This is a genomic window from Achromobacter sp. DH1f (assembly GCF_000633435.1).
GTDB lineage: Bacteria > Pseudomonadota > Gammaproteobacteria > Burkholderiales > Burkholderiaceae_B > Achromobacter > Achromobacter deleyi.
On sequence record NZ_AYMF01000036.1, the window covers coordinates 1 to 24638 of the forward strand.

Here is a 24638-nt window from a genome sequence, read left to right on the forward strand (position 1 = left end):
GGCGGGCCTGCAGCAGGGCGGGGCGGACTCGGGGCTGGACCTGATCTCGGCCAAGGGCAACGTCGACGTGCAGGCCCAGCACGACATCCTGCGGGTGCAGGCGCAGAAAGACATCACGATAGGCAGTGCGCAGACCGCGGTGGAATACGCCGCGCCCAAGCGCATCCGCATCGCGACGGCGGCGGGCGCCAGCATCGTGCTCGAAGGCGGCAACATCACCGTCACCGCGCCGGGGCGCATCGACGTCAAGACCGGCAACAAGCAATTCGCCGGACCGGACCGCTTGCCTTATCCATTTCCCCAGATGCCCGAGAGCGTCTGCGTCAGTTGCGCCGTGGAAGCCGCGGCGGGCGGCCAGGCCATGACGGTGAAGAATGCTTGAGGACCGCGATACCTGGATCGATCCGGCCGGCCCCGCCGTCGGCCAGGCGCTGTACGACGCCGCGTGGACCCAGCCGCAGCCCGTTGAGCGCTATGTGCTGCTCGATGCCGCCTTTGCGCCAGGGTTGCCCGCCCGGCTGGCGCGCTGGCTCGAGCCCGAAGACTACTGCTCGCTCTATGCCGGACGCTACGAAGGCGAAGGCCTGGACGAGGTCGCGCCCTACCTGCTGCGCCTGCCCTGGGTGCCCGCGCTGCGCCAACCGCTGTGCGACAAGCTGATGGCGCTGACTCGGGGTAGACCCATGCTCAGCCTGCTGTTCAGCGCGGCCACGCTGGAGCAGCTGGCCGACCACCTGCGCGCGCAGATCGAGGCCGTGGGCGCCGATGGCCGCGCCTATCTGCTGCGCCTGGCGGACACGCGCGCGCTGGCCGCGCTGCTCGACGTGCTGACGCCCATGCAACGCCAGCGCCTGCTGGCGGGCATTGCGCGCTGGTCTTACGTCGACCGCGCGGGTGACCTGCAATCGATCGAAGGCGGCCCGCCGGCCGAACCCGCCATCGAGCCGACGCCCTATCAGATCGACGCGGATCAACAGCGCCAGCTGCAGCACTTGGCTCTGCCGGACGCCATCCTGCGCTTCGTGCAATTGCGCGCCGGCCTGTTCGGCGAGCTGGCCTGCCGCCCGGCCGCGGCGCATCGCCTGATTGACGAAGGCGTGCAGCGCCTGGCACGCCGCGGCGTGGATCACGACGCGCTGGCCTATCGCCATGCCTTGACGCTGCTGCGCCGCCACGGCCTGCTGACCCCCGCCCATTCCTCCCCCACGCCTGTTGTCTCCAGCCTGGAGCCGCAATCATGACGTTCAAGTTCCGCTTCGCCGGCCCATGCCGCGAGATTCCCACGGACCTGGATTTCCAGGAGCAACGCAAGGCCTGCCAGAAAATGGGCGAAAAGGCCGGCACGGATTGCTCGATCGAGTTGTTCTTCGGGTTTTTCTTCGATGGCACGCGCAACAACATGTATGTGTCGGACAAAGCGCGAGACAACACGCAGACGAATGTGGCGAGGTTGCATAACGTATTTGACGATAAGAAAGACCCTAGCTACAGCGCGCGCCAACACCGATTTCGTACCTATGTCGAAGGCGTGGGGACTCCTTGCGTAGATAAGGTGGGTGATCCGGGAACTGGCGTGCATGCGCAGGCGGGAGCCGCAGCGGGATGGGGGGGAGAAGGTCGCATCAATTGGGCTCTGCTGGAATTCCAGAACCATCTGTATTTTCATTACACAGAGCGAGACCTGTTCGAAGACCTGCGCCAAAGTCCCAGAGCCCTGGTTCGGGAAATGAGTACGGATATGTCGATGTCCGGCTTGCAGATCGAAGAGCTGGCAAAGGGCGCCACCCTTCCTTTTGGACCAACGCCTGGTGACGCGGCGGACGTGGCGATTCGACGCGCCCAAGGTCTGGCTTCATCTGTTTGGAGAGTTCTGAGCGTTCATAAAGCCAGACCGAACAATATGGCACGCTATTCCGTGTTGTCGCGTCGTAACCGTGATATGCGGCAGATGCTGTCCGGCTACCTGTCCACAAATCCAAAAGTGGAGCGCATTCGCGTCTCTATCTTTGGTTTCTCTCGTGGCGCGGCCGAGGCACGGGTGTTTGCCAATTGGCTCAAGGACGCCTGCGATGTTCCCGAAGGAATGTCTTTTTACACCCCTCGCGGCGACGGCGTCTTGCGCCTTGGGGGCATTCCTGTGGTCATCGATTTCATGGGCTTGTACGACACCGTGGCCTCGGCCGGCATTGCACAGTCGGCGCCTGGCGAATTGTGGGACGGCCACGGCGCGTGGGCAAGCAAGGAAGACATGGAAGTTCCAAGTATGGTCACTCGCTGCGTCCATATGGTCGGGGCGCACGAAGTGCGAGGATCATTTCCGCTGGACTTGATTGATGGTCGTGGCTTTGAAGAGATCGTCTATCCGGGGGTGCATTCAGACGTGGGAGGCGGCTACAAGCCTGCAGAGCAAGGCCGAGGGATGGCGGATAACGATAAGTTGTCGCAAATTCCTCTGTGCGATATGTATCGGGAAGCCGTGACGGCCGGCGTGCCCTTGAGGTTGCACACGGCGCCTGCTCGCGACAAGGCCCGGTTTGAAGTGTCGGCCAACCTGCGTAATGCATTCAATGCCTACGTCGAGAACACTCGCGATATATCCAGTGGGCAATCATCGACCCGCCGAATCATGTACAACCACTACGTTCAGTACGTGCGCTGGCGACGCCTTCGTGTTGATCGCGGGCCTGAGTGGCTGGGCGGCATTCCCAGTGCGCTACGGGCCAAGGCGAACAATCCTCAGGACTACGAGGATCTGGTGCAAGCCAACGACGAGTTGCTGCTGGAGGTTCGAACGTTGACTGCGAACAATGCGCTTGAACGCAGCTCAACCCCGAATGTGATGCCGGGTGCGGAAGGCGCTCGGCTCTATGACAGTGTCATGTTGGCATTGCGAGGCAACAAAGAGAAGATGTGGCTGGATCAGATGCGCACCGTCTGGAACCTTCCTGGCAGGCCCGTCGCCGCGGTGATTGATCTTCTGGACAATTATGTGCACGATTCAAGGGCCTGGTTCAAGCCTCTGGGCAAGGATGACGACGTGTGGATGAGCATCCAGCGTGATCGTCTCAAGCAATTGGACCAGCGTGAAAAGCTGGCCGAACGATATGTATCGACCGGTCGGGCTGACCTGGCCTGGCCAATGATGCCCAGCAAGGAAGAGCGGGCAGAGTTGGTTGCCTATCGAGCAAATCCCAATGCCGTGCCGTTGCAGGCCGGTGGACGGGAGTTTTACTCTCAATGGGGCTATTTGCGCTGGCGCTCTGTCTACTCCAATCCTCAGGTTCGGGCGCAACGGGAGGCGCAGCAGGACCGGGAGAATACGCAGCGTGCCCTTCAGAACATGCCGATCAATTTCAACGCGATTCCCAGGTTTTAGTCATGCAGTCCTCAAGCATACGTAAACGTCGCTCGTTGTCTCCCTATTTATTTCGTGCTGCTCGGCTTGTCGTTCCCGGGATCCTGGTTGTGGCACAAGGACTGGTTGCCACGCTTTCCTGGGCGCAACACGCACCCGCGCCGGAGACGATTGCTTTGCGGCTTGGAATCGTCAACTACCTGGGTGAAGGGTTGAGCCCTGTCTACATAAACCAAGGTTGGGCGGGAAGCGTTCGTTCTCAAGCCTATACCTCCAGTACCTGCTGTGTTTCGGTACCAAAGAAATGGGTGCCTGGCATGACAATGCGGGTCGAGTGGAATTCGGATTCCATGTTCGAGCGCGGACAAAACGCGTTGATGGTGTGGGACGCGCCTGTCTTGCCTTACGACATTTCGTATAGCGGCTATGCATGGGCGGTGTTTCTACCCAGCGGGGAGATATTCGTGCAGCCTTCGGCATCTGGTCCTGGCGCTGAAGGGTTCATGAATGGGTTGCCTGAACCCGGTAAGGCGACCGAGGCTGAATTGAAGCAGTTCATCGAGAAGACTCAACCCAAGCCTTGACCCCCGGGCGACCGCGCACCTCGCCCGCATCCCCGCCAGGCGCCACCCCGGCAGGCGGCCCGCGGCTGTTATGATGCCTGGATATATAACCAGTTGTCAGGCCGGCCTTTGCGCGCCTGGCTGCCAGCCCCGCGCGCCATGTCCGACCCGACCCTTCCGCCTTCCAACAGCCGTCCCGACCCCTTGGCCGACCTGAATCCGGCCCAGCGCGAGGCCGCCGAATTCGGCGTGGCCGGCGCGGGTGACGACGGTCCCTTGCTGGTCATCGCCGGGGCGGGGTCAGGCAAGACCAACACTTTGGCGCACCGGGTTGCTCACCTGATCCTGAACGGCGCCGACCCGCAGCGCATGTTGCTGTTGACGTTCTCGCGCCGCGCCGCCCAGGAAATGGAGCGCCGCGTGGGATCGGTGCTGCAACGGGTCATGAACCTGCGCGGCACCCAGCAGGCGCCGTCGCTGCCGTGGGCGGGTACGTTCCACGCCATCGGGGCGCGCCTTTTGCGCGATTGCGCCCAGCGCATCGGCCTGTCCGAAGCCTTCACCATCCATGACCGGGGCGACGCCGAAGACCTGATGGGCATGGTCCGGCACGAGCTTGGGCTGTCGTCCACCAAGTCGCGCTTTCCGCTCAAGGGCACCTGCCTGGCGATCTATTCGCGGGTGGTCAACAGCCAGACGCCGGTGGCCGACGTGCTGCACGGCGCCTTTCCGTGGTGCGCCCAATGGGAAGACGAACTCAAGAACCTGTTTCGCGCCTATGTGGCGGCCAAGCAGGACCAGCAGGTGCTCGATTACGACGACCTGCTGCTGTACTGGGCCGAAATGATGGGCGATGCGGCCATTGCCGCCGACGTCGGCGGGCGCTTCGACCATGTACTGGTGGACGAATACCAGGACACCAACCGCCTGCAATCGGCCATTCTGCTGGCCATGAAGCCGGACGGCCGCGGCCTGACGGTGGTAGGCGACGACGCCCAGTCCATCTATTCGTTCCGCGCCGCCACGGTGCGCAATATCCTGGATTTCCCAACGCAGTTTCCCAAGCCGGCGCGGGTCATCACGCTGGACCGCAATTACCGTTCGACCCAGCCCATTCTCACCGCGTCCAACGCGGTCATCGGCCTGGCGACCGAGCGTTACGCCAAAGACCTCTGGACCGACCGCACGTCGTCACAACTGCCCGAACTGGTCACCGTCAGCGACGAAGGCGGGCAGGCCCGCTGGGTGGCCGATCAGGTGCTGGCCCAGCGCGAGGGCGGCGCCACGCTGAAGTCGCAGGCGGCGCTGTTTCGCACGGCCAGCCACAGCGCCGCGCTGGAACTCGAACTGACCCGTCGCAATATCCCGTTCGTCAAATTCGGCGGGCTGCGTTTCCTGGAAGCGGCCCACGTCAAGGACCTGCTGTCGCTGTTGCGCTGGGCCGAAAACCCGCGCGGCCGCATGGCGGGTTTTCGCGTGGTGCAGTTGCTGCCCGGCATCGGGCCGGCCACGGCCGGCAAGCTGATGGACGCCATGGCGCAGTCGGCCGAGCCGCTGCGCGCGCTGCGCGAATTCAAGCCGGGCGCGGCGGCCCAGGCCGAGTGGGGCGCGTTTGCCGATACCTACGCCGCGCTTGCCGACCCGGGCCTGCGCTGGCCGGCCGACGTCGACCTGGCCCTGCGCTGGTACGCCGGCCAGCTCGAACGCCTGTACGACGATGCCCGGGTGCGCAAGACTGACCTGGACCAGCTGGTGCGCATCGCCGCCGGCTACCCGTCGCGCGAGCGTTTCCTGACCGAACTGACGCTGGACCCGCCCGATGCCACCAGCGACGAATCCGGCGCCCCGTCGCGCGACGAAGACTACATGATCCTGTCCACCATCCATTCCGCCAAGGGCCAGGAATGGAAGGCCGTGTACGTGCTGAATGTGGTCGACGGCTGCATTCCGTCCGATATGAGCACCGGCACGGCCGAGGAAATCGAAGAAGAGCGCCGCCTGCTGTACGTGGCCATGACGCGCGCCAAGGAACGCCTGCAACTGATCGTGCCGCAGCGCTTCTACGTGCACCAGCAGACCGGCATGGGCGACCGCCATGTGTACGGGTCGCGCACCCGCTACATCACCAACGCCATGCTGCCGCTGTTCGACCACCTGCCCAAGCTGCCCGACCTGCCCGGCAGTCCGCGCGAACCCAAGTCGCCCCAGGCGCCGCAGGTCGACGTGGCCAAGCGGGTGCGCAACCTGTTCGCCTAGGGGGGCCTCGGCAGGGACGGCAGATGGGGCTGACCGGCTGGGGCTGAACAGCGGCGCTGGGCTATCATCGGCCCATATCGATACGCTGTTTCCGCAAGGGCTCGCATAGCCGGAGGATGCCTATGTCTACCGAAGAAAACGCCGCCACCGATCCCCACAAAGGCGAGGTCGTGGCGTCCATTGCCTATGTGAACGGCAGGCGCGAGCGCGAGGTGCCCATCAGCGAGGTGGGCCAGTACGTCAATCAAGACCGCAGCATGCTGTGGGTGGGGCTGCGCAACCCCAGCCCCGAACTGCTGGGCCAGGTGGCCCGCGAGCTGGGCGCCTGCGACAAGAACCAGGAAGAAATGCTTGAGCCGCACCGCCGGCCCAAGATCATCGACTACGGCAACATGGTGCTCATCGTGGCCATCACGGTCGAGGTCGAAGCCGAGCGCCCCATCTTCGGCGAAACCCAGTTCCTGATCGGCGAAGGGTTCCTGGTCACCGTGCGGCGCGGCGCCACCGCCGGCCACAGCCCCTTGCGCGAACGCCTGGAAGCCTCGCCCGACCTGCTCAAGCGCGGCAGCGACTACGTGGCCTCCGAACTGCTGGACTGGCTGGTGGACCGCTACGTGGCCGCCGCCGGAAAGATCGAATCGGTGGTCGAGGGCGCCGAGCAGAAGCTGCTGATCCGCGGCGCGAAAGATTCCGACATCCGCAAGCTGTACCGCCAGCGCCGCGACCTGCTGCGCATCCATACCGTGGTGTCGCCGCTGGTCGAGATCAGCCGCCGCCTGGCCCGGGTCGAGATGTCGGCCGTGGACGAGCACGCCCGGCCGTATTTCGGCGAAGTGGCCGACCGCGTGTCGCGGGTCGATGAACTGTTCAACGCGCTGCGCGAATCGCTGGCCTTCGCCTTTGAAGCCAGCCTGATGATCGGCCAGGCCGCGCAGAACGACACCACCCGCAAGCTGGCGTCCTGGGCGGCCATCCTGGCCGTGCCCACCGCCATCGCTGGCATCTACGGCATGAACTTCAAGTTCATGCCCGAACTGGAATCGCCGTTCGGCTACCCCATCACCCTGGGAGTGATTGTCTCGGTCTGTTCGTTCCTGTACTGGCGGTTCCGCAAGTCGGGCTGGCTGTAGCCACGTCAGGGCGGCGGGGGGGGCACCGCGCCTTGCCTGCGCCGCCCGGGCTTGTGGCACACTGCCTCTCGTTTCCCTATCCGGAGCCCGGCTCGTGCGCGGCAAATCTCCCTTTGGCGGCGCCAGCAAGCTGACCGCCCTGATCGTCGCCCTGGTCCTGGCCGCGGCCGGCGCCCTGGTCAACTGGCTGCAGCCGTCGGGGCAGGGCGGCCAGCGGCCCGGCGCCAGCGCACCGGCCTCTCAAGGCAAGCCCGGCGCCGCGCCTGCTGGCGGTGTGCCGGCCGGCAGCTATACCCTGACCGGCATGATCGTCAACGTCGCCGACGGCGATACTGTCACGCTGCGCGCGCCCGACGGCCAGCGCCGCATCCGCCTGGACAGCATCGACGCACCCGAAGAGGGCCACGGCGCCGACCAGCCCGGCCAGCCCTACGCCGAGGCCGCGCGCAAGAACCTGGCCGACCTGGTGGCCGGCAAGACCCTGACTGCGCAGTGCTACGAAAAAGACCAATACGGACGCGACGTCTGCGCGCTGATCCTGGACGATGGCCGCTCGGCCAACCGCCTGCAGGTCGAGGCCGGCTATGCCTGGGCCTACACCGCGCGCCAGGGCGCCTATCTGCACGACCAGGCCATGCCCGGCCTGCAACGCCAGGCCAAGGCCGCCGGCCGCGGCCTGTGGGCCGGCAAAGACCCCATGCAACCCTGGAAATGGCGCTACGACTGCTGGCGCCAGCGCCAGTGCGGCTGACCCGCCCGGCATCCTAAGGGGATGCCTGGGTACTGGGGCAGGGGCACCTTTGCTATCCTCTGTCGCACTGAATAGAAGGAAAGGTTTCCATGCTTGCTTTGAAGCGGCTTTGGGCGGCGGCCATGCTGCTGTTGCTGGCGTTGGCGGGCTGCTCCCAGGAAAGCAGCCCCATCAACAGCCCGTACCCGTCCGGCGCCGAAGGCCAGAACACCCTGTATTCCGCCTTCGTCAAGCGTTCGCCCAAATACCTGGACCCGGCCAGCTCTTATTCCGGCGACGAAACCCCTTATACCTACAGCATCTATGAGACGCTTTACGGGTACCACTACCTCAAGCGGCCGTACGAGCTGATCCCGCGGGCCGCCGCGTCCATCGACCCGCCGGTCTACCTGGATGCGCAGGGCAAGGTCCTGCCGGCCGACACGCCGGGCGAGCAGATCGCCGAAAGCGTCTACGACATCAAGATCAAGCCGGGCGTGCGCTTTGCGCCGCACCCCGCCTTCGCCCGCAAGACCGACGGCAGCTACGACTACTTCCCGCTTGCGCCGGAAGACCTCGAAGACAAATACGCCATTCCCGACTTTCCCCGCACCGGCACGCGCGAGCTGGTCGCCGACGACTACGTCTACGCGTTTCGCCGCCTGGCCAGCCCGCGGGTGGTGTCGCCCATCTATTCGCTGATGGCCGAATACGTCAGCGGCCTGAAGGACTACGGCGACCGCCTGCGCCAGCGCGACCAGGCCTTGCGCCGCGACCTGCCCGGCGGCGCGGGCGCGTCCTGGCTGGACCTGCGCGAGCCCGACGGCTTCACCGGCGTGCAGGCGCTGGACCCGCACACGCTGCGCATCCGCGTCAACGGCAAGTACCCGCAGTTCAAGTATTGGCTGGCCATGACCTTCACGGCGCCGGTGCCCTGGGAAGCCGACCGCTTCTACAACCAGCCCGGCATGGCCGAGCACGACCTGTCGCTGAACACCTGGCCCGTCGGCACCGGCCCCTACATGCTGGCAGAATCGCTGCAGAACCGCCGCCACGTACTGGCGCGCAACCCCAACTTCCACGGCGAGCCCTATCCCTGCGAAGGCGAGCCCGGCGACAAGGCGGCCGGCCTGCTGGCCGACTGCGGCAAGCCCACCCCCTTCATCGACCGCGCGGTATTCAGCGTCGAAAAAGAGGCCATTCCGCTGACCGGCAAGTTCATGCAGGGCTACTACGACGTGCCGCAGATCGAGCGCGGCGAGTACGGCGTGGCCATGCTGGTGGCCGCGGGCGACAGCCAGGACAAGGCGCGCAAGTACCAGGAACACGGCATCCGCCTGCCCACCACGGTCGAAACCGCCAACTGGTACATGGGCTTCAACTGGCTCGACCCGGTGGTGGGCAAGGGCGACACGCCCGAGCAGGCCGAAAAGAATCGCAAGCTGCGCCAGGCCATCAGCATCGCGTTCGACTGGGAAGAATACGTGGCGGTGTTCGAGAACAGCCAGGCGTCCGTGGCCTACGGTCCGGTGCCGCCCGGCGTGCTGGGCTACCGCGAGCCGCCCGAAGGCGTGAACCCGGTGGTCTACGACCTGGTCGACGGCAAGCCGGTGCGCAAGTCGGTCGACGTGGCCAAGCGCCTGCTGGCCGAAGCCGGCTACCCCGACGGCCGCAACGCCGTGACCGGTGCGCCCCTGGTGCTCTACTACGACTCGATGCAGGGGGGCGGCTCGAATCCCACGTTTGACTGGATGCGCCGCCAGATGGCCAAGATCGGCGTGCAGATGGATGTGCGCGCCACCGACTACAACCGCTTCCAGGACAAGATGCGGCGCGGGTCGGCGCAGATCTTCCTGTGGGGCTGGAACGCCGACTACCCCGACGCCGAAAACTTCCTGTTCCTGCTCTACGGCCCCAACGCCAAGGCCCAGGACGGCGGCGAAAACGCCGCCAACTACGACAGCCCCGAATACAACCGCCTGTTCGAGCAGATGAAGTTCCTGGACGACGGCCCCGAAAAGGAAGCCCTGATCGCCCGCATGGTCGCCATCGTGCAGCGCGATGCGCCCTGGATGTTCGGCTACTTCCCGATGTCAGGCGGCGCCTACCAGCAGTGGGTCGGCAACGCCAAGCCCACCCAGATGGTGCGCAACACGCTGCAGTACATGAAGATCGACCCAGCCCTGCGACAAAGCAAGATCGACGAATGGAATTCCCCCATCTGGTGGCCGGTGGGCCTGTTCGCGTTGCTGATCGCGCTGGCGATCTGGCCGTCGTACCTCGCGCTCAAGCGGCGTGAACGGCAGACCGCGTTTGGCCACGGTCCGCGCAAGGAGCATCAATCATGATCGGCTACATCATCCGCCGGCTGCTGTATGGCGTGCTGATCCTGATCGGCGTGAACCTGTTCACCTTCATCCTGTTCTTCGCGGTGAATACCCCCGACGACATGGCGCGCCTGGCCATCGGCGGCCAGCGCATCAGCCAGGACGCGGTCGAGAAATGGAAGGTCGAACACGGCTACGACAAGCCGCTGTTCTACAACACGCAGGCCAGCGGTTCCGCCCAACTGACCGACACCGTGTTCTACCAGCGCTCGGTGCCGCTCCTGGTGATGGACTTCGGCCGGTCCGACGGCGGCCGCGACATCGGCCGCGAAATCCAGACCCGCATGGGCCCCAGCCTGGCGCTGGCCGTGCCTACCTTCTTCCTGGGCCTGTTCGCCAGCATCGTCTTTTCGCTGACGCTGGTGTATTTCCGCGCCACCCGGCTGGACTTCTGGGGCGTGGTGGTCTGCGTGATATTGCTGTCCATTTCCAGCCTGTTCTACATCATCGCGGGGCAGTGGCTGTTCGCCAAGCTATTGCAGCTGGTGCCGTTCTCGGGCTTCGAGGGCGGGCTGGACATGGTCAAGTTCCTGGCGCTGCCGGTGCTGGTGGCGATCGTGTCGCGGCTGGGGCCCGAAGCCCGCTTCTACCGTACCCTGTTCCTCGAGGAAATCGGCAAGGATTACGTGCGCACCGCGCGCGCCAAGGGGCTGGCCGAACGCGTGGTGCTGTTTCGCCACGTGCTGCGCAACGCCATGCTGCCCATCCTGACCAGCACCGTGGCCGCCTTGCCGCTGCTGTTCATGGGCAGCCTGATCGCCGAGTCGTTCTTCGGCATCCCCGGGCTGGGCAGCTACACCATCGACGCCATCAACGCACAGGACTTCTCCATCGTGCGCGTCATGGTCTTCCTGGGGGCGTCGCTGTATATCGTGGGGCTGATCCTGGCCGATATTTCCTACACGCTGGCTGATCCCCGCGTTCGATTCGAGTAGCCGCCATGCCCCAATTCGTATTCCTCTGGACCGATATTGCGCTGTGGCTGATGGTGCTGGGCGCGCTGACCTACGCCTGGCGGGTGCGCCGCAGCCCGAACCTGCGCTCGACCTGGGCGCGCGTGGCGCGCGATACGCCGGCCATGTGTTCCGCCGTGGTGCTGGCGGCGTTTGCCGTGGTCGGCCTGCTCGACTCGGTGCACTACCGCCCCTTGCTGCCGCCCGCGCCGGGCGTTGCCGCCGACGCGCCGCGCGTCTATGCGCCGGCCGTCAAGTCGGCGCTGGACGGCCTGTTGAGCGGCTCGGTGCTGACGCGGCCCGAGAAAACCTATTCCCGTCCGCTGGCCGTGCGCCAGTTCACCAAGGAAACCCTGCTGGTCGATGACAAGCCGGTGCGCGATTTTCCGCGCCTGCGGGCGGCGGGCACGCACTTGGCCGACCCCGACCGAGACTATGCCGGCGACCTGTCCCGACGGCTGGGCCTGGGGCTGGCAGCCGGCCTGGCGGTGGCGCTGGCCGGCACGGGCCTGCTGTTCGCCGGCCTGGCCCGGCGCGCGGGCGCGTCTGCGGCAGCCCAGGCGCTGTTCGGCGGCCATTCGGATGTGCCCTGGCGCGCCATGGCCATCACCTTCACGCTGCTGTGCCTGGCGGCCGGGGCGCTGGCGGGCCTGTCCACCGGCTACCACGCGCTGGGCACCGACCGCATCGGCAACGACGTGCTGTGGCAGGCCCTGAAAAGCATTCGCACCGCGCTGGTCATCGGCAGCCTGACCACCCTGGCGATGCTGCCGCCGGCCATCGTGTTCGGCATCGCGGCCGGCTATTTCAAGGGCAAGGTCGACGACGCCATCCAATACCTCTACACCACCATCACCTCGATTCCCGGCGTGCTGCTGGTGGCCGCCTGCGCGCTGATGATGCAGGTCTACATCGATAACCACGCCGACCTGTTCGATACCTCGGCCGCGCGCGCGGACCTGCGCCTGTTCCTGCTCTGCATGATCCTGGGCCTGACCGGCTGGGCCGGCCTGTGCCGGCTGCTGCGCGCCGAAACGCTCAAGCTGCGCGAGCTGGAATACGTGCAGGCGGCGCGGGCCTTCGGCGTGTCGCACTGGCGCATCATGACGCGCCACCTGCTGCCCAACGTGGCCCACCTGGTGCTGATCACCGTGGTGCTCGAATTCTCGGGGCTGGTGCTGTACGAGGCCGTGCTGTCCTATCTGGGCATCGGCGTGGACCCCAGCATGAATTCGTTTGGCTCGATGATCGATGGCGCGCGGCTGGAAATGTCGCGCGACCCCATGATCTGGTGGAACCTCATGACCGCCTTTCTGTTCATGCTGGCGCTGGTGCTGGCGGCCAACCTGTTCGCCGACGCCGTGCGCGATGCCTTCGATCCGCGCACCCGCCGCTACAAGCCCAGCCGCCTGCCGGGCCTGGGCCTGTTCGGCCGCCGCCCCGACGCCGTGCTGGCCGCCGACGCCCGCTCATCCAAGCCCGGAGACGCCCCGTGACGCATGACACCCCATTGCTGGCCGTGCAGGGCCTGGACGTCGATATTGCCGGCGAAAGCGGCATGACGCATGCGGTCAAGCGCCTGCAGCTGGCCATTTCGCAGCGCCAGACCTTTGCGCTGGTCGGTGAGTCCGGCTGCGGCAAGAGCATGACGGCGCTGGCGTTGCTGCGCCTGCTGCCGGATGCCGGGCGCATCGTGGGCGGCCAGATCGAACTGGACGGCGAAGACCTGAACCGCCTGCCCGAAAGCGCCATGCGCGGCGTGCGCGGCGGGCGCATCGGCATCATCTTCCAGGAACCCTCCACCAGCCTGAACCCCGTCATGCGGGTGGGCGACCAGATCATCGAAACGCTGGTGGCGCATACGCCGCTGCGCGGCGCGGCCGCACGGGCGCGGGCCATTGACTGGCTGCGCCGGGTGGGCATTCCCGAACCCGAGCGGCGCGTGGACGATTACCCGTTCCAGTTTTCGGGTGGCCAGAAGCAGCGCGTCATGATCGCGATCGCGCTGGCGGCCGAGCCGCTGCTGCTGATCGCCGACGAACCCACCACCGCGCTGGACGTCACCGTGCAGGCGCAGGTACTGGACCTGCTGGCCGACATCCAGCAGGAAATGGGCATGGCCGTGCTGCTCATCACCCACGACCTGGCGGTGGTGAAGAACGTGGCCCACCACGTGGCGCTGATGCGCGGCGGCGAGATCGTTGAAAGCGCCAGCGCGGAAGAATTCTTTCGCGCGCCCAAGCACCCGTACGCGCGCCAATTGTTCGATGCCATTCCTACCTTCGAGAAGCGGGGCGTGCCGCTCAGCCAGCCGGGCCGCGACGCCCAGGCACAGGACCCGGCCGCCGCCCGGCGCCGGGTGCGCGATCCCGGCGTGGTGCTGGACGTGCAGGACCTGAAGGTGCACTACCCCGTGCGCAAGGGGCCGCTGCGGCGCGTGGTGTCGTGGGTCAAGGCCGTCGACGGCGTCACCTTCACGCTGCGCGCCGGTGAAACGTTGGCGCTGCTGGGCGAATCCGGCTGCGGCAAGACCACTACCGGCAAGGCGCTGCTGCGCCTGATCGACGGCGCGAATATTTCCGGCCGCGCCATGCTGCAAGGGCAGGACCTGCTCTCTGCCGACCGCAGCCGCTTGCAGCGCCTGCGCCAGGACATCCAGATCGTGTTCCAGGACCCCTACGCCTCGCTGGACCCGCGCATGCGGGTGGGCGACATCCTGGACGAGGGCCTGGCATCCCTGCGCCGCGGCATGAGCGCGCAGGATCGCGCGGCCCATGCCGCCCGGCTGATCGAACGCGTCGGCCTGCCGGCCAATACGCTGGCGCGCTATCCGCACGAGTTCTCGGGCGGACAGCGCCAACGCATCGCCATCGCGCGGGCCCTGGCGGTCGAACCCAAGGTGCTGATCTGCGACGAGCCGACCTCGGCGCTGGACGTGTCGGTGCAGGCGCAGATCCTGGACCTGCTGCGCGAATTGCAGGAAGAATTGGGCATCGCCTATCTCTTCATCACGCACAATTTCGGCGTGGTCGAATACCTGGCGGACCGCATTGCCGTCATGGAGGGCGGGCGCATCATCGAATTGGGCGAAGCCGACACCGTGCTGCACGCGCCGCGCCAGGACATGACCCGGCGGCTGCTCGAGGCGGTACCGCGCTTGCAGTTCGGCCCCTTGTCCGCCGACTGAAACCCGCGCAAGCCCCTCGCGCCCCGGCGGGCGAGGGGCCGCGGTTTCGTGCAATACTGTCGTTTCGAACCCCGCGAAAAACGACCTTCCGATACCGCCGGCCCCGCGCCGCCCGGAACGTCGCGCACACGTCACCCCGCATTTGCGTCAGGTTGGCCAGCGATCCCCCGACATCCCGTCGGACCGTCACGAGCAGCAGCGCCCACAACGCGCCTTGCCCGTACTACCGGAACGCGCCATGAACCTCGCCATCCCCGCAGCAAACTCCCTGTCCCATGCCCGTATCGCCATTGTCGGCGCCGGCCTGGGCGGCCTGACGCTCGCACGCGTCCTCCACCGGCACGGCATCGCCGCCACCGTGTTCGAAGCCGATGCCTCGCCCGACGCGCGCAGCCAGGGCGGCTTGCTGGACATCCATGCGCATAACGGCCAGATCGCCCTCAAGGCCGCCGGCCTGCTCGAGGCCTTCCTGGCCCTGGCGCTGCCCGGCGAGGACGCCAAGCGGGTCGTCGACCGCCATGGCCGCATCCTGTTCGATCGCCCTGGCCAGACCCAACCCGCCCGGCCCGAAATCGACCGGGGCGCGTTGCGCCGCTTGCTGGTCGCATCCTTGCCTGACGGCACGATCCAATGGGGTCACAAACTTGCCCACGCCGACGCTTTGGGCGATGGCCGGCACCGCCTGGCATTTGCCCAGGGTGCATCGTTCACCGCCGATCTCGTGGTGGGCGCCGACGGCGCCTGGTCACGCATCCGGCCGCTGCTGTCGGCGGCCATGCCGACGTACGTCGGCACGACCTTCATCGAAACACGTTTGGTCGATGGGGACCGCCGCCATCCCGCCAGTGCACAACTGATCGGCCGCGGCACCCTGATGGCCGTCGAGCCCGGCCAAGGCATCCTGGGCCATCGCTACGCGAACGGTACCCTGCAAGCCTATGTGGCGTTGAACCGGCCGCAGGCCTGGTTCAGCGCGATCGACTTCACCTGCCGGCCGTCTGCCCTGGCGCGGATCGCGCAGGAATTCGACGGCTGGGCTCCCGCATTGCACGCGCTGGTGACCGAAGGCGACGCCGACCTCATCGTCAGGCCGCTGCATGCCTTGCCGCTCGCGCATCGTTGGGATCGTGTGCCCGGCGCGACCCTGGTCGGCGATGCGGCGCACCTGATGTCTCCGTTTGCAGGAGAAGGCGCCAACCTGGCCCTGTACGACGGCGCCGAACTGGCCCATGCGCTGTGCGCGCATCCTGCCGACATCGAGGCGGGCCTGGCCGCGTACGAACAGGCCCTGTTTCCCCGCAGCGCGTTAGCCGCTACGCAGACCGCTCGCAACCACGAACACTTTTTCGGCGCGCACGCGCCAGCCAGCGTGGTGGCATTGTTCGCCCGGCATTGAATCCGCCCACCGCCACCGACCTGGAACGAAGGCCCGACGGTCGGGCAACCCAAAGAAAACCGCGCCCCGGTCCTTGCGGATCGGGGCGCGGTGCGTGGGCCGCCTGCGCGGCCGGATGTCACTCGTGTGCGCTGCGTGTTTCCAGCCACACCAGGGTGTCGTGCCGCAGGGCGCGGACACATTGCGCCAGGAAAGCATGCACCACTTCCAGCTCGGCGGCGTCGTAGCGGCGCGCCATCAGCACTACCGCTTCAGCCACCCACTGGCGTTCCTGGGCCAGTTGCTGGCACGCTTCCTCGACCGGCCGGATCACGATCATCCGGCGGTCCAGCGGGTGGCGGCCCCGCTGCACGTACCCGGCGGCTTCCAGGCGATTGATCAAGGCGGTGGCGCCGCCGGAGCTGATGCCCATCAGCTGGGCCAGCTGGCCCGTGGGCAGGGCATCGAACTCCATCACCAGTTCCAGCGCTTTCAGATCCGCCAGGGGGATACCCAGTTTCTCCGCCAGGGCCGACTGGCACGCCGCGTTGTACACGGCGAACTGCCGACCCAGCATCAGGGCGATATCGTCAAGCATTCCGGGCCGCAGATCGTTGTTGCGAGATTCAGGCATCACGGTCACATGCTCGTGGTGAACGATGGTTTCTTGTTGCAGCATGGTTCGCTCCCTCACGGATCCGGTGGATTACTTCTTGCCCGACGCGCCGCCGAGCAGGCCGCCCAGCAATCCGCCGTTGTTGGTGCCGTTGGTGGTAGTGGTGCCGCCAAGCGCTGCCGTCACCCCGCCCAGCAATCCACCCAACAGGCCGCCGTTGTTGGCCGTGCCCGCGGCGCCGGCACCGGCACTTGCCCCGGCACCCGCACCCGCGGCTCCCGCGCCTGCGTTGACCGTCGCACCGCCCGTCACCCCGCCGAGCAAGCCGCCGAGCAGGCCGCCGTTGGCACCCGCCGTACCGCCCGTCGCGCCGCCAGCCGTACCCGTCACGCCGCCAAGCAGGCCACCCAGCAAACCGCCGTTGGCGCCGCCCGTGGCGCCACCGGTCCCACCGGTCACGCCGCCGAGCAGGCCGCCCAGGAGGCCGCCGTTGGCCCCGGTGCCGCCCGTGGCGCCGCCCACGCTGCCGGTCACGCCGGCAAGCAGGCCGGTCACCGGCGCCAGCAGGCCGCCATTGGCGCCCGTGGTGCCGCCGGTCACACCGCCCAGGATGCCGGTGATCGGGCTGAGCAGGCCGCCGTTATTGCCGCCCGTGGCGCCGCCCAGGCCCAGGCCGCTGGTCAGGGAGGCGACGGCGCCGGTGGCGTTGGCCAAGGTGGCGCCGAGCGGGTTGGGGTTGCCCGGGGTGGCATTGAGCAGGCCGCCCGCGCTGCTGACCGCGCCGCCCAGGCCTTGCAGCACGCCATTCAGGCCCGCCACATTGCCGCCAGGCAGTTGGTTGCCCAGATTGCTGACCGTGCCGCCCAGGCTGTTGAGGATGCCGGCCACCGGTGCGCCCAGCTTGGTGGTGGCGCCGACTTGCTGCGTCAGGCCGACCACGGTGCCCGCCACGGGGCTGGCCGTCGGGTCCAGCGCTGCGCCGATGCCGCCCAGCATCGGCTGCAGGCCCAGCGGCAGGACGTTGTCGACCGTCTTGCCGACATTGCCCAGCGCCGGTTCCAGCAAGGGCTTGGACGGGCCGTTAAGCACGCCGCCCGTCACGCCGCCCACCAGTTGGGTCACGGGATTGAGCAGGCCGCCATTGCCGGACAGGCCCGACGTCAGGGCGCCGACCGCGTTGGTGGCGTTGCCGAGGATGGTGGTCAGGGGTTGCGGATTCTTCGGGTCGGCATTGAGCAGGCCGCCGGTGCTGGCGACCGTCTTGCCCAGGCCTTCGACCAGGCCGCCGACACCGGCGCTCAGGCCGCCGGGCAGGCCGGTGCCCTTGACGGTGGTGCCCAGGCCTTCAACGAGGCCGCCGACTTGCTTGACCGTGCCGTCAACGGGCTGGCCCAGGCCGGTCGTGGCGCCCACTTGCTGGGTCAGGCCGACAACCGTATCGACAACCGGTTTGACGGTGGGGTCCAGCGCCTTGCCGACGCCACCCAGGGTCGTGCCCAGATTCAGCGGCAGGGTATTGTCGACGGCCTTGCCGGTATTACCCAGCGTGGTTTGCAGCAGGCCGGTGGTGACCGGATTGACCGGGGGATTCGGATCGCTCGGACCGCCGGGGTTATTCGGACCGCCAGGGTTGCCCGGATTGCTCGGGCCACCCGGGTTGGTCGGAATATCGGTGCCCGGCAAACCCGCGGAAGGACCGCTCTTGTGGCCACCGCCTCCGCCGCCGCAGGCAGCCAGCGAGCTCATCAGAGCGGCCGCCAGAACGGTGGAAGTCAGAATACGTTGTACGCGCTGCGTTTCAATCTTGGCATTCATGGCGAGCTCCTGTGGGGGAAGTGTCAGGCGTCGAAACTGCCCGATACGTCTCTACATGCATAAACCGTGCCAATATTTTTCGAATGCCGTGCCAGTTTGCTTTCAGCGGGTTTTTAGGATTTTAAAAATTCAATTGAATCAATGACTTATGTTTGATTTAGAGGGTTTATACCAATATTGGGAATCCCCCATTTTTACGATCACGCGGAGCCTGCGAATGTTACGTCTGGCCGTTAATTGCCCGTTACGTTACGGCCCACGTTACGTAACGCGGTGTGTGGAACAGGCAAAAAAAAGCGCCCGTCGGAACGGGCGCTGGGGTTTTGAGGGGGCAATCACGCGATGGCCACGGTCAGATCAGAACGCGTCGTAATACAGCGAATAGTTGGCGTTGAAACGTATGTCGCGGTCGTTGTTCACCGTCGCCGAACCGATCGGCTTGGCCACGTTGAAATCAAACAGGTAGTACTTGTCGTCGGTGAAGCGCAGGCCCAGCGCCACCGATGACAGGTGCCGCTGATTCAGTTGCTGCAAGCCCTTGTTGTTGTAATAGGTGCGGGCAAAGTCGATCAGCGCGTATGGCTGCACATTCGAAAGGTATTCCCAGCCGATGCCGAACCGGCGATTCACTTCGGCCGAAACACCCACGCCCTTGTCGCCGCTTTGCTCGCCCTGCGGATAACCCATCGCAAAGCGCCAACTGCCGAACGACACCTGTTCCGACGACGGCAATATATTGCTCGAGTACTGCGCCGCGCCCGAGAGCGTCAGGCCGAACTGTGCCGGCAGGGCGAAGGTCTGCTTGGCATTCAGGTTGTAGCGGGTGAAGTCCAGGTCCAGGATCGGCACGGCCGAGTAGCCGTAGTTGGTGTTGATCTCTTTCTTGGCGCCGGCCGCATTGAAGCCCTTGGCCACGGCCAGCGTCACATCGGAGGTGGCGGCCTCGGACACCTGGATATAGCGCATCTCCAGGTTGGCGGCGCGCACCTGCGCGTCCTGCTGCAGCCAGCGGTCGGATTCCTTCGCGTCGTAGCGGTCCTTGGAATTGGCGGCATAGACCCCCAACGTGCCGGTCAGCGAACGCGTATTGTTCAGCAGGAAGGGGTAGCTCACGCCGATGCCGATGCGGTCGTTCTTGACCCGGCGCTGGAAGCCCAGGTATTCGATGGCATCGTCCTTGGGCTTGGCGTCGTAGTGATAGCCGTCGACCTTGATCGCCAGGCCGTCGTTGCCGATGGGCACGCGGATCTCGCCCGACACGTACTTCACGTCGTCGGTGTTGAACGGGATGGATGCCGTCAGCTTGACCTGTTCGCCCAGCGGCGTAAGGCTGTTGGTGGCGGCATTGACCAGCGGCTGCATGCCGGTGCCCAGGTCCGCCACGCCGCCGGTCAGGCTGACCGGCTGGCGCGTGGCCGTCAGCAGCAGCTCCGTGGCGCCGTCGGCGCGTCGCGGCAGGTCCAGCGCCGGGGTGAATTTCACGCCCGGCACCGTGCGCATCAGGTTCAGCACCCGCTCAAGCGTCGCCTGCTTCAGGGGTTTATCGGCTTTCAGCGGCTCGGCCAGCGATTCCAGGCGGTCCTGCGCATTGCCGATATCGCCTTCGATGCGCACCGTGCCGATATAGCCTTCCACCACCGTCACCACCACCAGGCCGTTGGCGAAGGTCTGGTTCTGCACCAGCGCGAACGACAGCGGATAGCCGCGGTCGCGGTAAAGCTGGGTGATCTTGTCCACCTGCTGCACCAGCTCGCCCAGGCTGATTTCCTTGCCGGACAGGGGTTCGAGCAGGGCGGAGACCTCTTCGAACGGTATCGCGTGCACGCCCGTCACGTCGAAGTGCCGGGGCACGATGCGCTGGGCCAGCCGCGCCTGCAGCGCCAATTGCTCGGGCGTGGCGGTCTGGACGACGGGTGGGGGCTGCGTGGCGCCGGGCGGGCGCTCGATCTGCGGCATGGAATCGACGGGGTTGCCCCGCAACGGACCGTCGGCGTGCGCCGTGCCTGTTGCGGCGAGCGTGCAGATAAGGGCGAAGTAAAGCGGACTTGCGGGAAGCGTACGTCTCATGCCTTGTTGTCTCTCATTTGCCGCAGGCGCCGTTAAAACAGCATTCGATAATTACCTGAATAACACTTGAATATACGGGGACGCTATATAAATAAACGACGACAGCGCGCCGCTCAGGCGGTATGTTGCCAGCGCAAGGGGGCAATGACAAATTATTTCATTGTGACTGGCCGGAAACGTGGATATAACAACATAGTGAAATAGAGGGCAATTCCGGAATCCGAAAATTCAGGGTTTTCCGGTATGCGAAAAAATGACCTCTACGAATTTCCGAGTATTCGTTACAAGTAAGCTGTCGCACTGTTGCGAATACTGGTATAAACCCTGATGTGTATTAATTGTTAATAGATAAGACTATATAAACGTTTCAAAACACATCGGGTTTACAGGCTATCGGGAGTCCGCAGATGGACCAGGATGACCGCAAGACAAACGTCGAACAAAGCTCGGCCACAAACGGCGTCGGCCGCTTGATTTCCAGGGGCCGCGCATGAACCCGGGCGATATCGTTCCGCTCTCTTTCCATGGCGGACTGGTCGCGCTGTCGTTCCTGATCGCAGTGCTCGGCTCGTACGTGGCCCTGCTCGCCGCCGTCGGCATCCGCGCCGAAATGCAGGACGGCGAAATCCGCATCGGTTACATCATCATCGGTGCGTTGGCCATGGGTGGCGTGGGTATCTGGAGCATGCATTTCATCGGCATGCAGGCACAGAACTTGCCGTTCGAAGTGGGTTACCAGCTCGGATTGACCGCGGTCAGTTTCCTGGTTGCCGCCGGTTTTTCCGGTTGGGCTTTCTGGTATGTGGGCCGTGACCGCTTCACATTTATGCGTTGCCTGGTGGGCGGCCTGGCCGCAGGCCTGGGCGTGGCGGCCATGCATTATGTAGGCATCAGCGCCATGCGCATGCCGGCCGTATTTATGTGGAACCTGCCGATGGTTGTTTTATCGGTATTGATAGCGGTTATTGCCGCGTCAGCCGCATTGTGGCTGGCTTTCAATACGCAGAATGAGTTTCAGCGCGCCGGAGCGGCCGTTTTGATGGCGGTTGCGGTGTGCGGCATGCATTACACGGGGGTGGCGGCCGGCACGGTCGTCTGCATCACCCCGCGGGATTCGTCCAGCATGCAGATCGGTGGATTGATGCTGCCGTATATCGCCTTCGCGCTGTCGGCCGTCATGCTGCTGGTGATGCGCTGGCATTTGCAGCGCGCCTCGCGCCGTTTCCGTGCGCGCCTGGCGCAACGCATTGATTCGATCATTGAATCGGCTCCCGTCGTGGAGCCGGGCAGAACCCCAGGTTCCACGCTGGGACCGGGTTAGCAGTACCCCGGAAGACGCGCGGGTGAGGAACACGCCAGCGCGCCGGTTGTACCGGGTTTAGGGGGCCAGCGCCGCCTTTGCGGCGAGGCTCAATTATCCAGCGAGACTCAGGAGCTCGACATGAAAGCGAAACTTGCGCAGTTCTGGAACGACGAAGAAGGCATTACCGCCCTGGAATATGGGCTGATCGCGGGCACCATCGCGGTGGCGCTGGTGGCGGCTTTGGCGACATTCACGGGCGCGCTAAGCGGCCTGTTCACGTCGCTGCAGGCCAAGCTCGCCAACGCGTCCAAGTGAGACCGAAGGCCCCGGCCGCCTCGGCGCGCCTGGCTCCCGCCAGGCAGCCCCGGTCGGCCGGGCCTGCCGCCCCGCTCGGCACGGAGCAGATGTTGAAGGAGACGGTGTCCCACCGGGCGGACACCCGGTAGTCCAAACCGAAACCGTCAGAAGGTCCTGCCTTGTATCCAGGGGAAGTGCTGTGGTGGCTGTTGTTCGCATGCTGGAATCTGGTGTTGATCTACACCGATCTGCGCTATCGCCGCGTACCCAACACGCTCATCGTCGCGGGATTCGCGGGGCAGGCGCTGTGGCTGCTGGCCGCCTGGCTCGCGCCGGCATGGGCTTATCCGCCACGCTGGGCCGGCTGGCCCATGGCGCTGGCGGGCTTCGCACTGGCATTGCCGTTCTTTCCGCTCTGGACCCGACGCCTGATGGGCGCGGGCGACGTCAAGGCGATCGCCGTGCTGGGGCTGCTGGCGGGCTTTGCGCCGCTGGTGCTGACTCTGGTGTTCGCCAGCCTGCTAGCCGGGCTGCACGCCTTGCTCTACCTGTTTGTTTCCCGAAGCTGGGCATTGCCGCTTCGGGCTCGCCAGATTCCGTACGGAACCTACCTGGGCGCCGCCGCGCTCAGCGTGGTGTTTATTCCCTTGAATTCGGACTGGTATTCGTGGTGTTTTTCCTGGTGTTCTACGCGATCCTGACCTACGCCCTGGTCTTTACCGCGCAGCATTCCGTGACCCTTGCCGCCCAGGATGGCGCACGCAAGGTGCTGCAGTGGCAGCCGGGCGCCACCTCGCTGACCGTGCGCGCCAACGCCGGGCGCGATATCGCATTGGATCGCTCGGGCTGGATCACGACCATGTCCTCGGCGGCCGTCGCGGTGGCCGTGTGCGGCGCGACCGGCACGCTCAGCAGCACCGCTGGCGGCACGTGCAGCGGCCTGCCTTTGACGGCCGACCAGATCGAAGTGACGGTCAGCTATCCCTACGGCGCCAATCCCCTGATTCCGAATTTTCCCTTCCTGGCGCAGGCCTTGATGCCGCCCACCAGTGTGCTGACCGCGCGCGCCACGGTCCACCTGGGCAATTCGCTGGACGGGAGCAACTGACATGGCTGCGCGCGCCGACCTGGACCCCCCGCGCAACCGCAAGGCCGGCCAACGCGGCATCGCCACGCTTGAGTTCTCGCTGATGGTGACGATGCTGCTGATGTTCGTCTGCGCCGTCGTGGGTTACGGCGTGCTGTTCTGGATGCAGCAGCAGTTGGCGTCGGCGGCCTCCGAAGGCGCGCGGGCAGCCGTTTATGCGCGCTTTGCGGGCCAGGCGGACGTGCCGGGTTCCGCCTGCACGGCGGCCATGAGCGTGTTCGGCACCGGCTCGACGGTCGCGTGCGCCACCACCAGCGCGCCTTGCACCTGGAGCGGTTCGGGCGGCCAGACGGCGCAATGCGCCACGGTCGCCATGACATTCAACGTGCAGGCCTGGCCGGTGCTGTCGACCTTCCAGGCCTTCATCGCCATGTTGCCCGGGACGGACAAGAACTGGATTCCGACCCGGCTGTCGTCCAAAGCCATCGTGCAAATCTCCCAAGGGACACCATGAGCAGTCTGAGCAAAATCATTGCGGGCGTGTTGCTGGCGGCGGGCCTGGTGCTGGCGTTCGTGGCGTGGCGCCTGGCGTCCGAGCCGCCGGCGCCTGCCCCGGCGTCCGCGGGCCCGGTGGCAGCGACGACGCCCGCGCCGTCCGAGCCGCCGGCCAAGCGCTATCCGGTGGTGGTCGCGTCGACGCCGATTCCGGCCGGCACGCGCATCGACGGCGCCAAGATGCTCAAGGTGGATGAATGGCAGGTGGCATTGTCGGGCAGCTACAGCTCGCCCACGCCGCTGGAAGGCGCCTATGCGCGCATCGACATCGCGGCCGGCGATCCGGTGCTGCCCAGCATGCTGGCGCAGGGCCTGGGCCGCCAGCTCAAGCCGGGCGAACGCGCGGTGGCGATCGCGGTGGACGAAGTCGTGGGCGGGGGCAACCGCATTGCGCCGGGCGACCTGGTGGACGTGTTCTTCATGCTGGAGAAGGGCGTCGAGATCCAGGGCGGCCAGGCCCGGCTGCTGCAATCGCAGGTCCGCGTGCTGGCCTACGGCGCGGCGTCGGTGGACGGTCCTGAAGAAAAATCATCGCTGCCCGGTCCGCCCGGGCAACCGGCCAAGACCGCCGTGCTGGCCGTGCCGGTCGAACAGGTCAGCGAGCTGATGCTGGCCAGCCGCACCGGCCGCCTGCAACTGGCCCTGCGGCCGGTGGGCGACGATGCCGTGCCCGACACGCAACTGTTCGCGCAGCGCAGCGCCGTGTTGCCTGTGCGCACCGACCTGACACCCGAACAGCGCGCACTGCTGCAAACCGGTCCGAACCGCGCCTATGCCGGCGAAAGCCTGGCGCAGCTGGAAGGCACGTCGCCCGCCGCGAAACCCGCGCCGGCCCGTGCCTCCGGCGGCGGGGGCGGCGGCCGTTCCGTCGAGATACTGCGAGGAGACAAATCCGAGCGCGTGCGCTATTGAAACGCGGCTGCGCGTGGCCAGATGCCGCCCGTGGCTGGACCCGACCTGTC

21 protein-coding genes are annotated in these 24638 nt (G+C 66.0%); 18 read left to right on the forward strand and 3 right to left on the reverse strand.

The features are described from left to right. From U858_RS33980 to U858_RS0128445, 12 genes are all read left to right on the forward strand, one after another. Positions 1 to 382: DUF2345 domain-containing protein (locus U858_RS33980; RefSeq protein ID WP_042885708.1), on the forward strand; the 382-nt coding region annotated here is incomplete at its 5' end. Further along, a complete protein-coding gene (locus U858_RS0128395; protein WP_025140503.1) occupies positions 375 to 1241 on the forward strand; it encodes a DUF4123 domain-containing protein in 867 nt (288 codons plus the stop codon). The genes U858_RS33980 and U858_RS0128395, both read left to right, overlap by 8 nt. Further along, the gene (locus U858_RS0128400; protein WP_025140504.1) at positions 1238 to 3376 is read left to right on the forward strand and encodes a DUF2235 domain-containing protein; all 2139 of its coding nucleotides are present in this window, start codon (positions 1238 to 1240) and stop codon (positions 3374 to 3376) included. Before U858_RS0128395 ends, U858_RS0128400 begins: the two co-directional genes overlap by 4 nt. Positions 3377 to 3378: 2 nt before the next feature. Continuing rightward, the gene (locus U858_RS35110) at positions 3379 to 3939 is read left to right on the forward strand and encodes a DUF3304 domain-containing protein (RefSeq protein WP_157838865.1); all 561 of its coding nucleotides are present in this window, start codon (positions 3379 to 3381) and stop codon (positions 3937 to 3939) included. A 138-nt stretch (positions 3940 to 4077) separates the two neighbouring features. Then, positions 4078 to 6174 (forward strand): ATP-dependent helicase, encoded by a 2097-nt coding sequence (locus U858_RS0128410; protein ID WP_025140506.1) that lies wholly within the window; start codon positions 4078 to 4080, stop codon positions 6172 to 6174. 122 nt (positions 6175 to 6296) lie between these two features. Then, the gene (locus tag U858_RS0128415; protein ID WP_025140507.1) at positions 6297 to 7304 is read left to right on the forward strand and encodes a magnesium and cobalt transport protein CorA; all 1008 of its coding nucleotides are present in this window, start codon (positions 6297 to 6299) and stop codon (positions 7302 to 7304) included. Positions 7305 to 7398: 94 nt separating this feature from the next. Beyond that, positions 7399 to 8055, forward strand: coding sequence for a thermonuclease family protein (locus tag U858_RS0128420; protein ID WP_025140508.1), 657 nt, complete (start codon positions 7399 to 7401; stop codon positions 8053 to 8055). 89 nt (positions 8056 to 8144) lie between these two features. After that, on the forward strand, positions 8145 to 10382 hold the full coding sequence (locus tag U858_RS0128425) for an ABC transporter substrate-binding protein (protein ID WP_025140509.1): 2238 nt from the start codon (positions 8145 to 8147) through the stop codon (positions 10380 to 10382). After that, entirely contained in the window at positions 10379 to 11356 is a 978-nt protein-coding gene (locus U858_RS0128430) for an ABC transporter permease (RefSeq protein ID WP_025140510.1), read from the forward strand. The genes U858_RS0128425 and U858_RS0128430 overlap by 4 nt, the downstream gene beginning before the upstream one ends. A gap of 5 nt (positions 11357 to 11361) precedes the next feature. Then, positions 11362 to 12870: an ABC transporter permease gene (locus U858_RS0128435; protein ID WP_025140511.1), complete on the forward strand. Its 1509-nt coding sequence runs from the start codon at positions 11362 to 11364 to the stop codon at positions 12868 to 12870. Next, positions 12867 to 14561: an ABC transporter ATP-binding protein gene (locus U858_RS0128440; RefSeq protein WP_025140512.1), complete on the forward strand. Its 1695-nt coding sequence runs from the start codon at positions 12867 to 12869 to the stop codon at positions 14559 to 14561. Before U858_RS0128435 ends, U858_RS0128440 begins: the two co-directional genes overlap by 4 nt. A gap of 238 nt (positions 14562 to 14799) precedes the next feature. Continuing rightward, positions 14800 to 15957, forward strand: a complete 1158-nt coding sequence (locus U858_RS0128445) for an NAD(P)/FAD-dependent oxidoreductase (RefSeq protein WP_029954415.1) — start codon at positions 14800 to 14802, stop codon at positions 15955 to 15957. Positions 15958 to 16075: 118 nt separating this feature from the next. Here the strand turns inward: U858_RS0128445 and U858_RS0128450 are convergent, their stop codons facing one another. From U858_RS0128450 to U858_RS0128460, 3 genes are all read right to left on the reverse strand, one after another. Beyond that, positions 16076 to 16615, reverse strand: coding sequence for a MarR family winged helix-turn-helix transcriptional regulator (locus tag U858_RS0128450; protein ID WP_025140514.1), 540 nt, complete (start codon positions 16613 to 16615; stop codon positions 16076 to 16078). A 27-nt stretch (positions 16616 to 16642) separates the two neighbouring features. Then, complete coding sequence (locus U858_RS0128455; protein WP_025140515.1) at positions 16643 to 18367, reverse strand: collagen-like triple helix repeat-containing protein; 1725 nt, start codon at positions 18365 to 18367, stop codon at positions 16643 to 16645. Between the two features lie 357 nt (positions 18368 to 18724). Next, positions 18725 to 20323, reverse strand: a complete 1599-nt coding sequence (locus tag U858_RS0128460; RefSeq protein ID WP_232786630.1) for a ShlB/FhaC/HecB family hemolysin secretion/activation protein — start codon at positions 20321 to 20323, stop codon at positions 18725 to 18727. Between the two features lie 601 nt (positions 20324 to 20924). On the opposite strand from U858_RS0128460, the gene U858_RS0128465 reads away from it, so the two are divergent. From U858_RS0128465 to cpaB, 6 genes are all read left to right on the forward strand, one after another. Further along, entirely contained in the window at positions 20925 to 21755 is an 831-nt protein-coding gene (locus U858_RS0128465) for an MHYT domain-containing protein (protein ID WP_025140517.1), read from the forward strand. Positions 21756 to 21875: 120 nt separating this feature from the next. Then, a complete protein-coding gene (locus U858_RS0128470) occupies positions 21876 to 22052 on the forward strand; it encodes a Flp family type IVb pilin (RefSeq protein ID WP_006390266.1) in 177 nt (58 codons plus the stop codon). 161 nt (positions 22053 to 22213) lie between these two features. Next, entirely contained in the window at positions 22214 to 22735 is a 522-nt protein-coding gene (locus U858_RS0128475) for a prepilin peptidase (RefSeq protein ID WP_025140518.1), read from the forward strand. After that, the gene (locus U858_RS0128480) at positions 22702 to 23142 is read left to right on the forward strand and encodes a TadE/TadG family type IV pilus assembly protein (protein WP_025140519.1); all 441 of its coding nucleotides are present in this window, start codon (positions 22702 to 22704) and stop codon (positions 23140 to 23142) included. Before U858_RS0128475 ends, U858_RS0128480 begins: the two co-directional genes overlap by 34 nt. Before the next feature lies 1 nt (position 23143). Further along, a complete protein-coding gene (locus tag U858_RS0128485) occupies positions 23144 to 23635 on the forward strand; it encodes a TadE family protein (RefSeq protein WP_025140520.1) in 492 nt (163 codons plus the stop codon). Continuing rightward, positions 23632 to 24588 (forward strand): Flp pilus assembly protein CpaB, encoded by a 957-nt coding sequence (gene cpaB, locus U858_RS0128490; RefSeq protein WP_025140521.1) that lies wholly within the window; start codon positions 23632 to 23634, stop codon positions 24586 to 24588. The genes U858_RS0128485 and cpaB overlap by 4 nt, the downstream gene beginning before the upstream one ends. Positions 24589 to 24638: the final 50 nt, after the last annotated feature.

Bases quoted from the DNA above. Each gene is read 5' to 3' on its own strand.
- U858_RS35110 (WP_157838865.1), top strand. From the start codon at position 3,379: ATGCAGTCCTCAAGCATACGTAAACGTCGCTCGTTGTCTCCCTATTTA.
- U858_RS0128460 (WP_232786630.1), bottom strand. From the start codon at position 20,323: ATGCCGCAGATCGAGCGCCCGCCCGGCGCCACGCAGCCCCCACCCGTC.
- U858_RS0128415 (WP_025140507.1), top strand. From the start codon at position 6,297: ATGTCTACCGAAGAAAACGCCGCCACCGATCCCCACAAAGGCGAGGTC.
- U858_RS0128465 (WP_025140517.1), top strand. From the start codon at position 20,925: ATGAACCCGGGCGATATCGTTCCGCTCTCTTTCCATGGCGGACTGGTC.
- U858_RS0128425 (WP_025140509.1), top strand. From the start codon at position 8,145: ATGCTTGCTTTGAAGCGGCTTTGGGCGGCGGCCATGCTGCTGTTGCTG.
- U858_RS0128430 (WP_025140510.1), top strand. From the start codon at position 10,379: ATGATCGGCTACATCATCCGCCGGCTGCTGTATGGCGTGCTGATCCTG.
- U858_RS0128410 (WP_025140506.1), top strand. From the start codon at position 4,078: ATGTCCGACCCGACCCTTCCGCCTTCCAACAGCCGTCCCGACCCCTTG.
- U858_RS0128435 (WP_025140511.1), top strand. From the start codon at position 11,362: ATGCCCCAATTCGTATTCCTCTGGACCGATATTGCGCTGTGGCTGATG.
- U858_RS0128485 (WP_025140520.1), top strand. From the start codon at position 23,144: ATGGCTGCGCGCGCCGACCTGGACCCCCCGCGCAACCGCAAGGCCGGC.
- U858_RS0128400 (WP_025140504.1), top strand. From the start codon at position 1,238: ATGACGTTCAAGTTCCGCTTCGCCGGCCCATGCCGCGAGATTCCCACG.
- U858_RS0128455 (WP_025140515.1), bottom strand. From the start codon at position 18,367: ATGAATGCCAAGATTGAAACGCAGCGCGTACAACGTATTCTGACTTCC.
- U858_RS0128445 (WP_029954415.1), top strand. From the start codon at position 14,800: ATGAACCTCGCCATCCCCGCAGCAAACTCCCTGTCCCATGCCCGTATC.
- cpaB (WP_025140521.1), top strand. From the start codon at position 23,632: ATGAGCAGTCTGAGCAAAATCATTGCGGGCGTGTTGCTGGCGGCGGGC.
- U858_RS0128450 (WP_025140514.1), bottom strand. From the start codon at position 16,615: ATGCTGCAACAAGAAACCATCGTTCACCACGAGCATGTGACCGTGATG.
- U858_RS0128470 (WP_006390266.1), top strand. From the start codon at position 21,876: ATGAAAGCGAAACTTGCGCAGTTCTGGAACGACGAAGAAGGCATTACC.
- U858_RS0128395 (WP_025140503.1), top strand. From the start codon at position 375: ATGCTTGAGGACCGCGATACCTGGATCGATCCGGCCGGCCCCGCCGTC.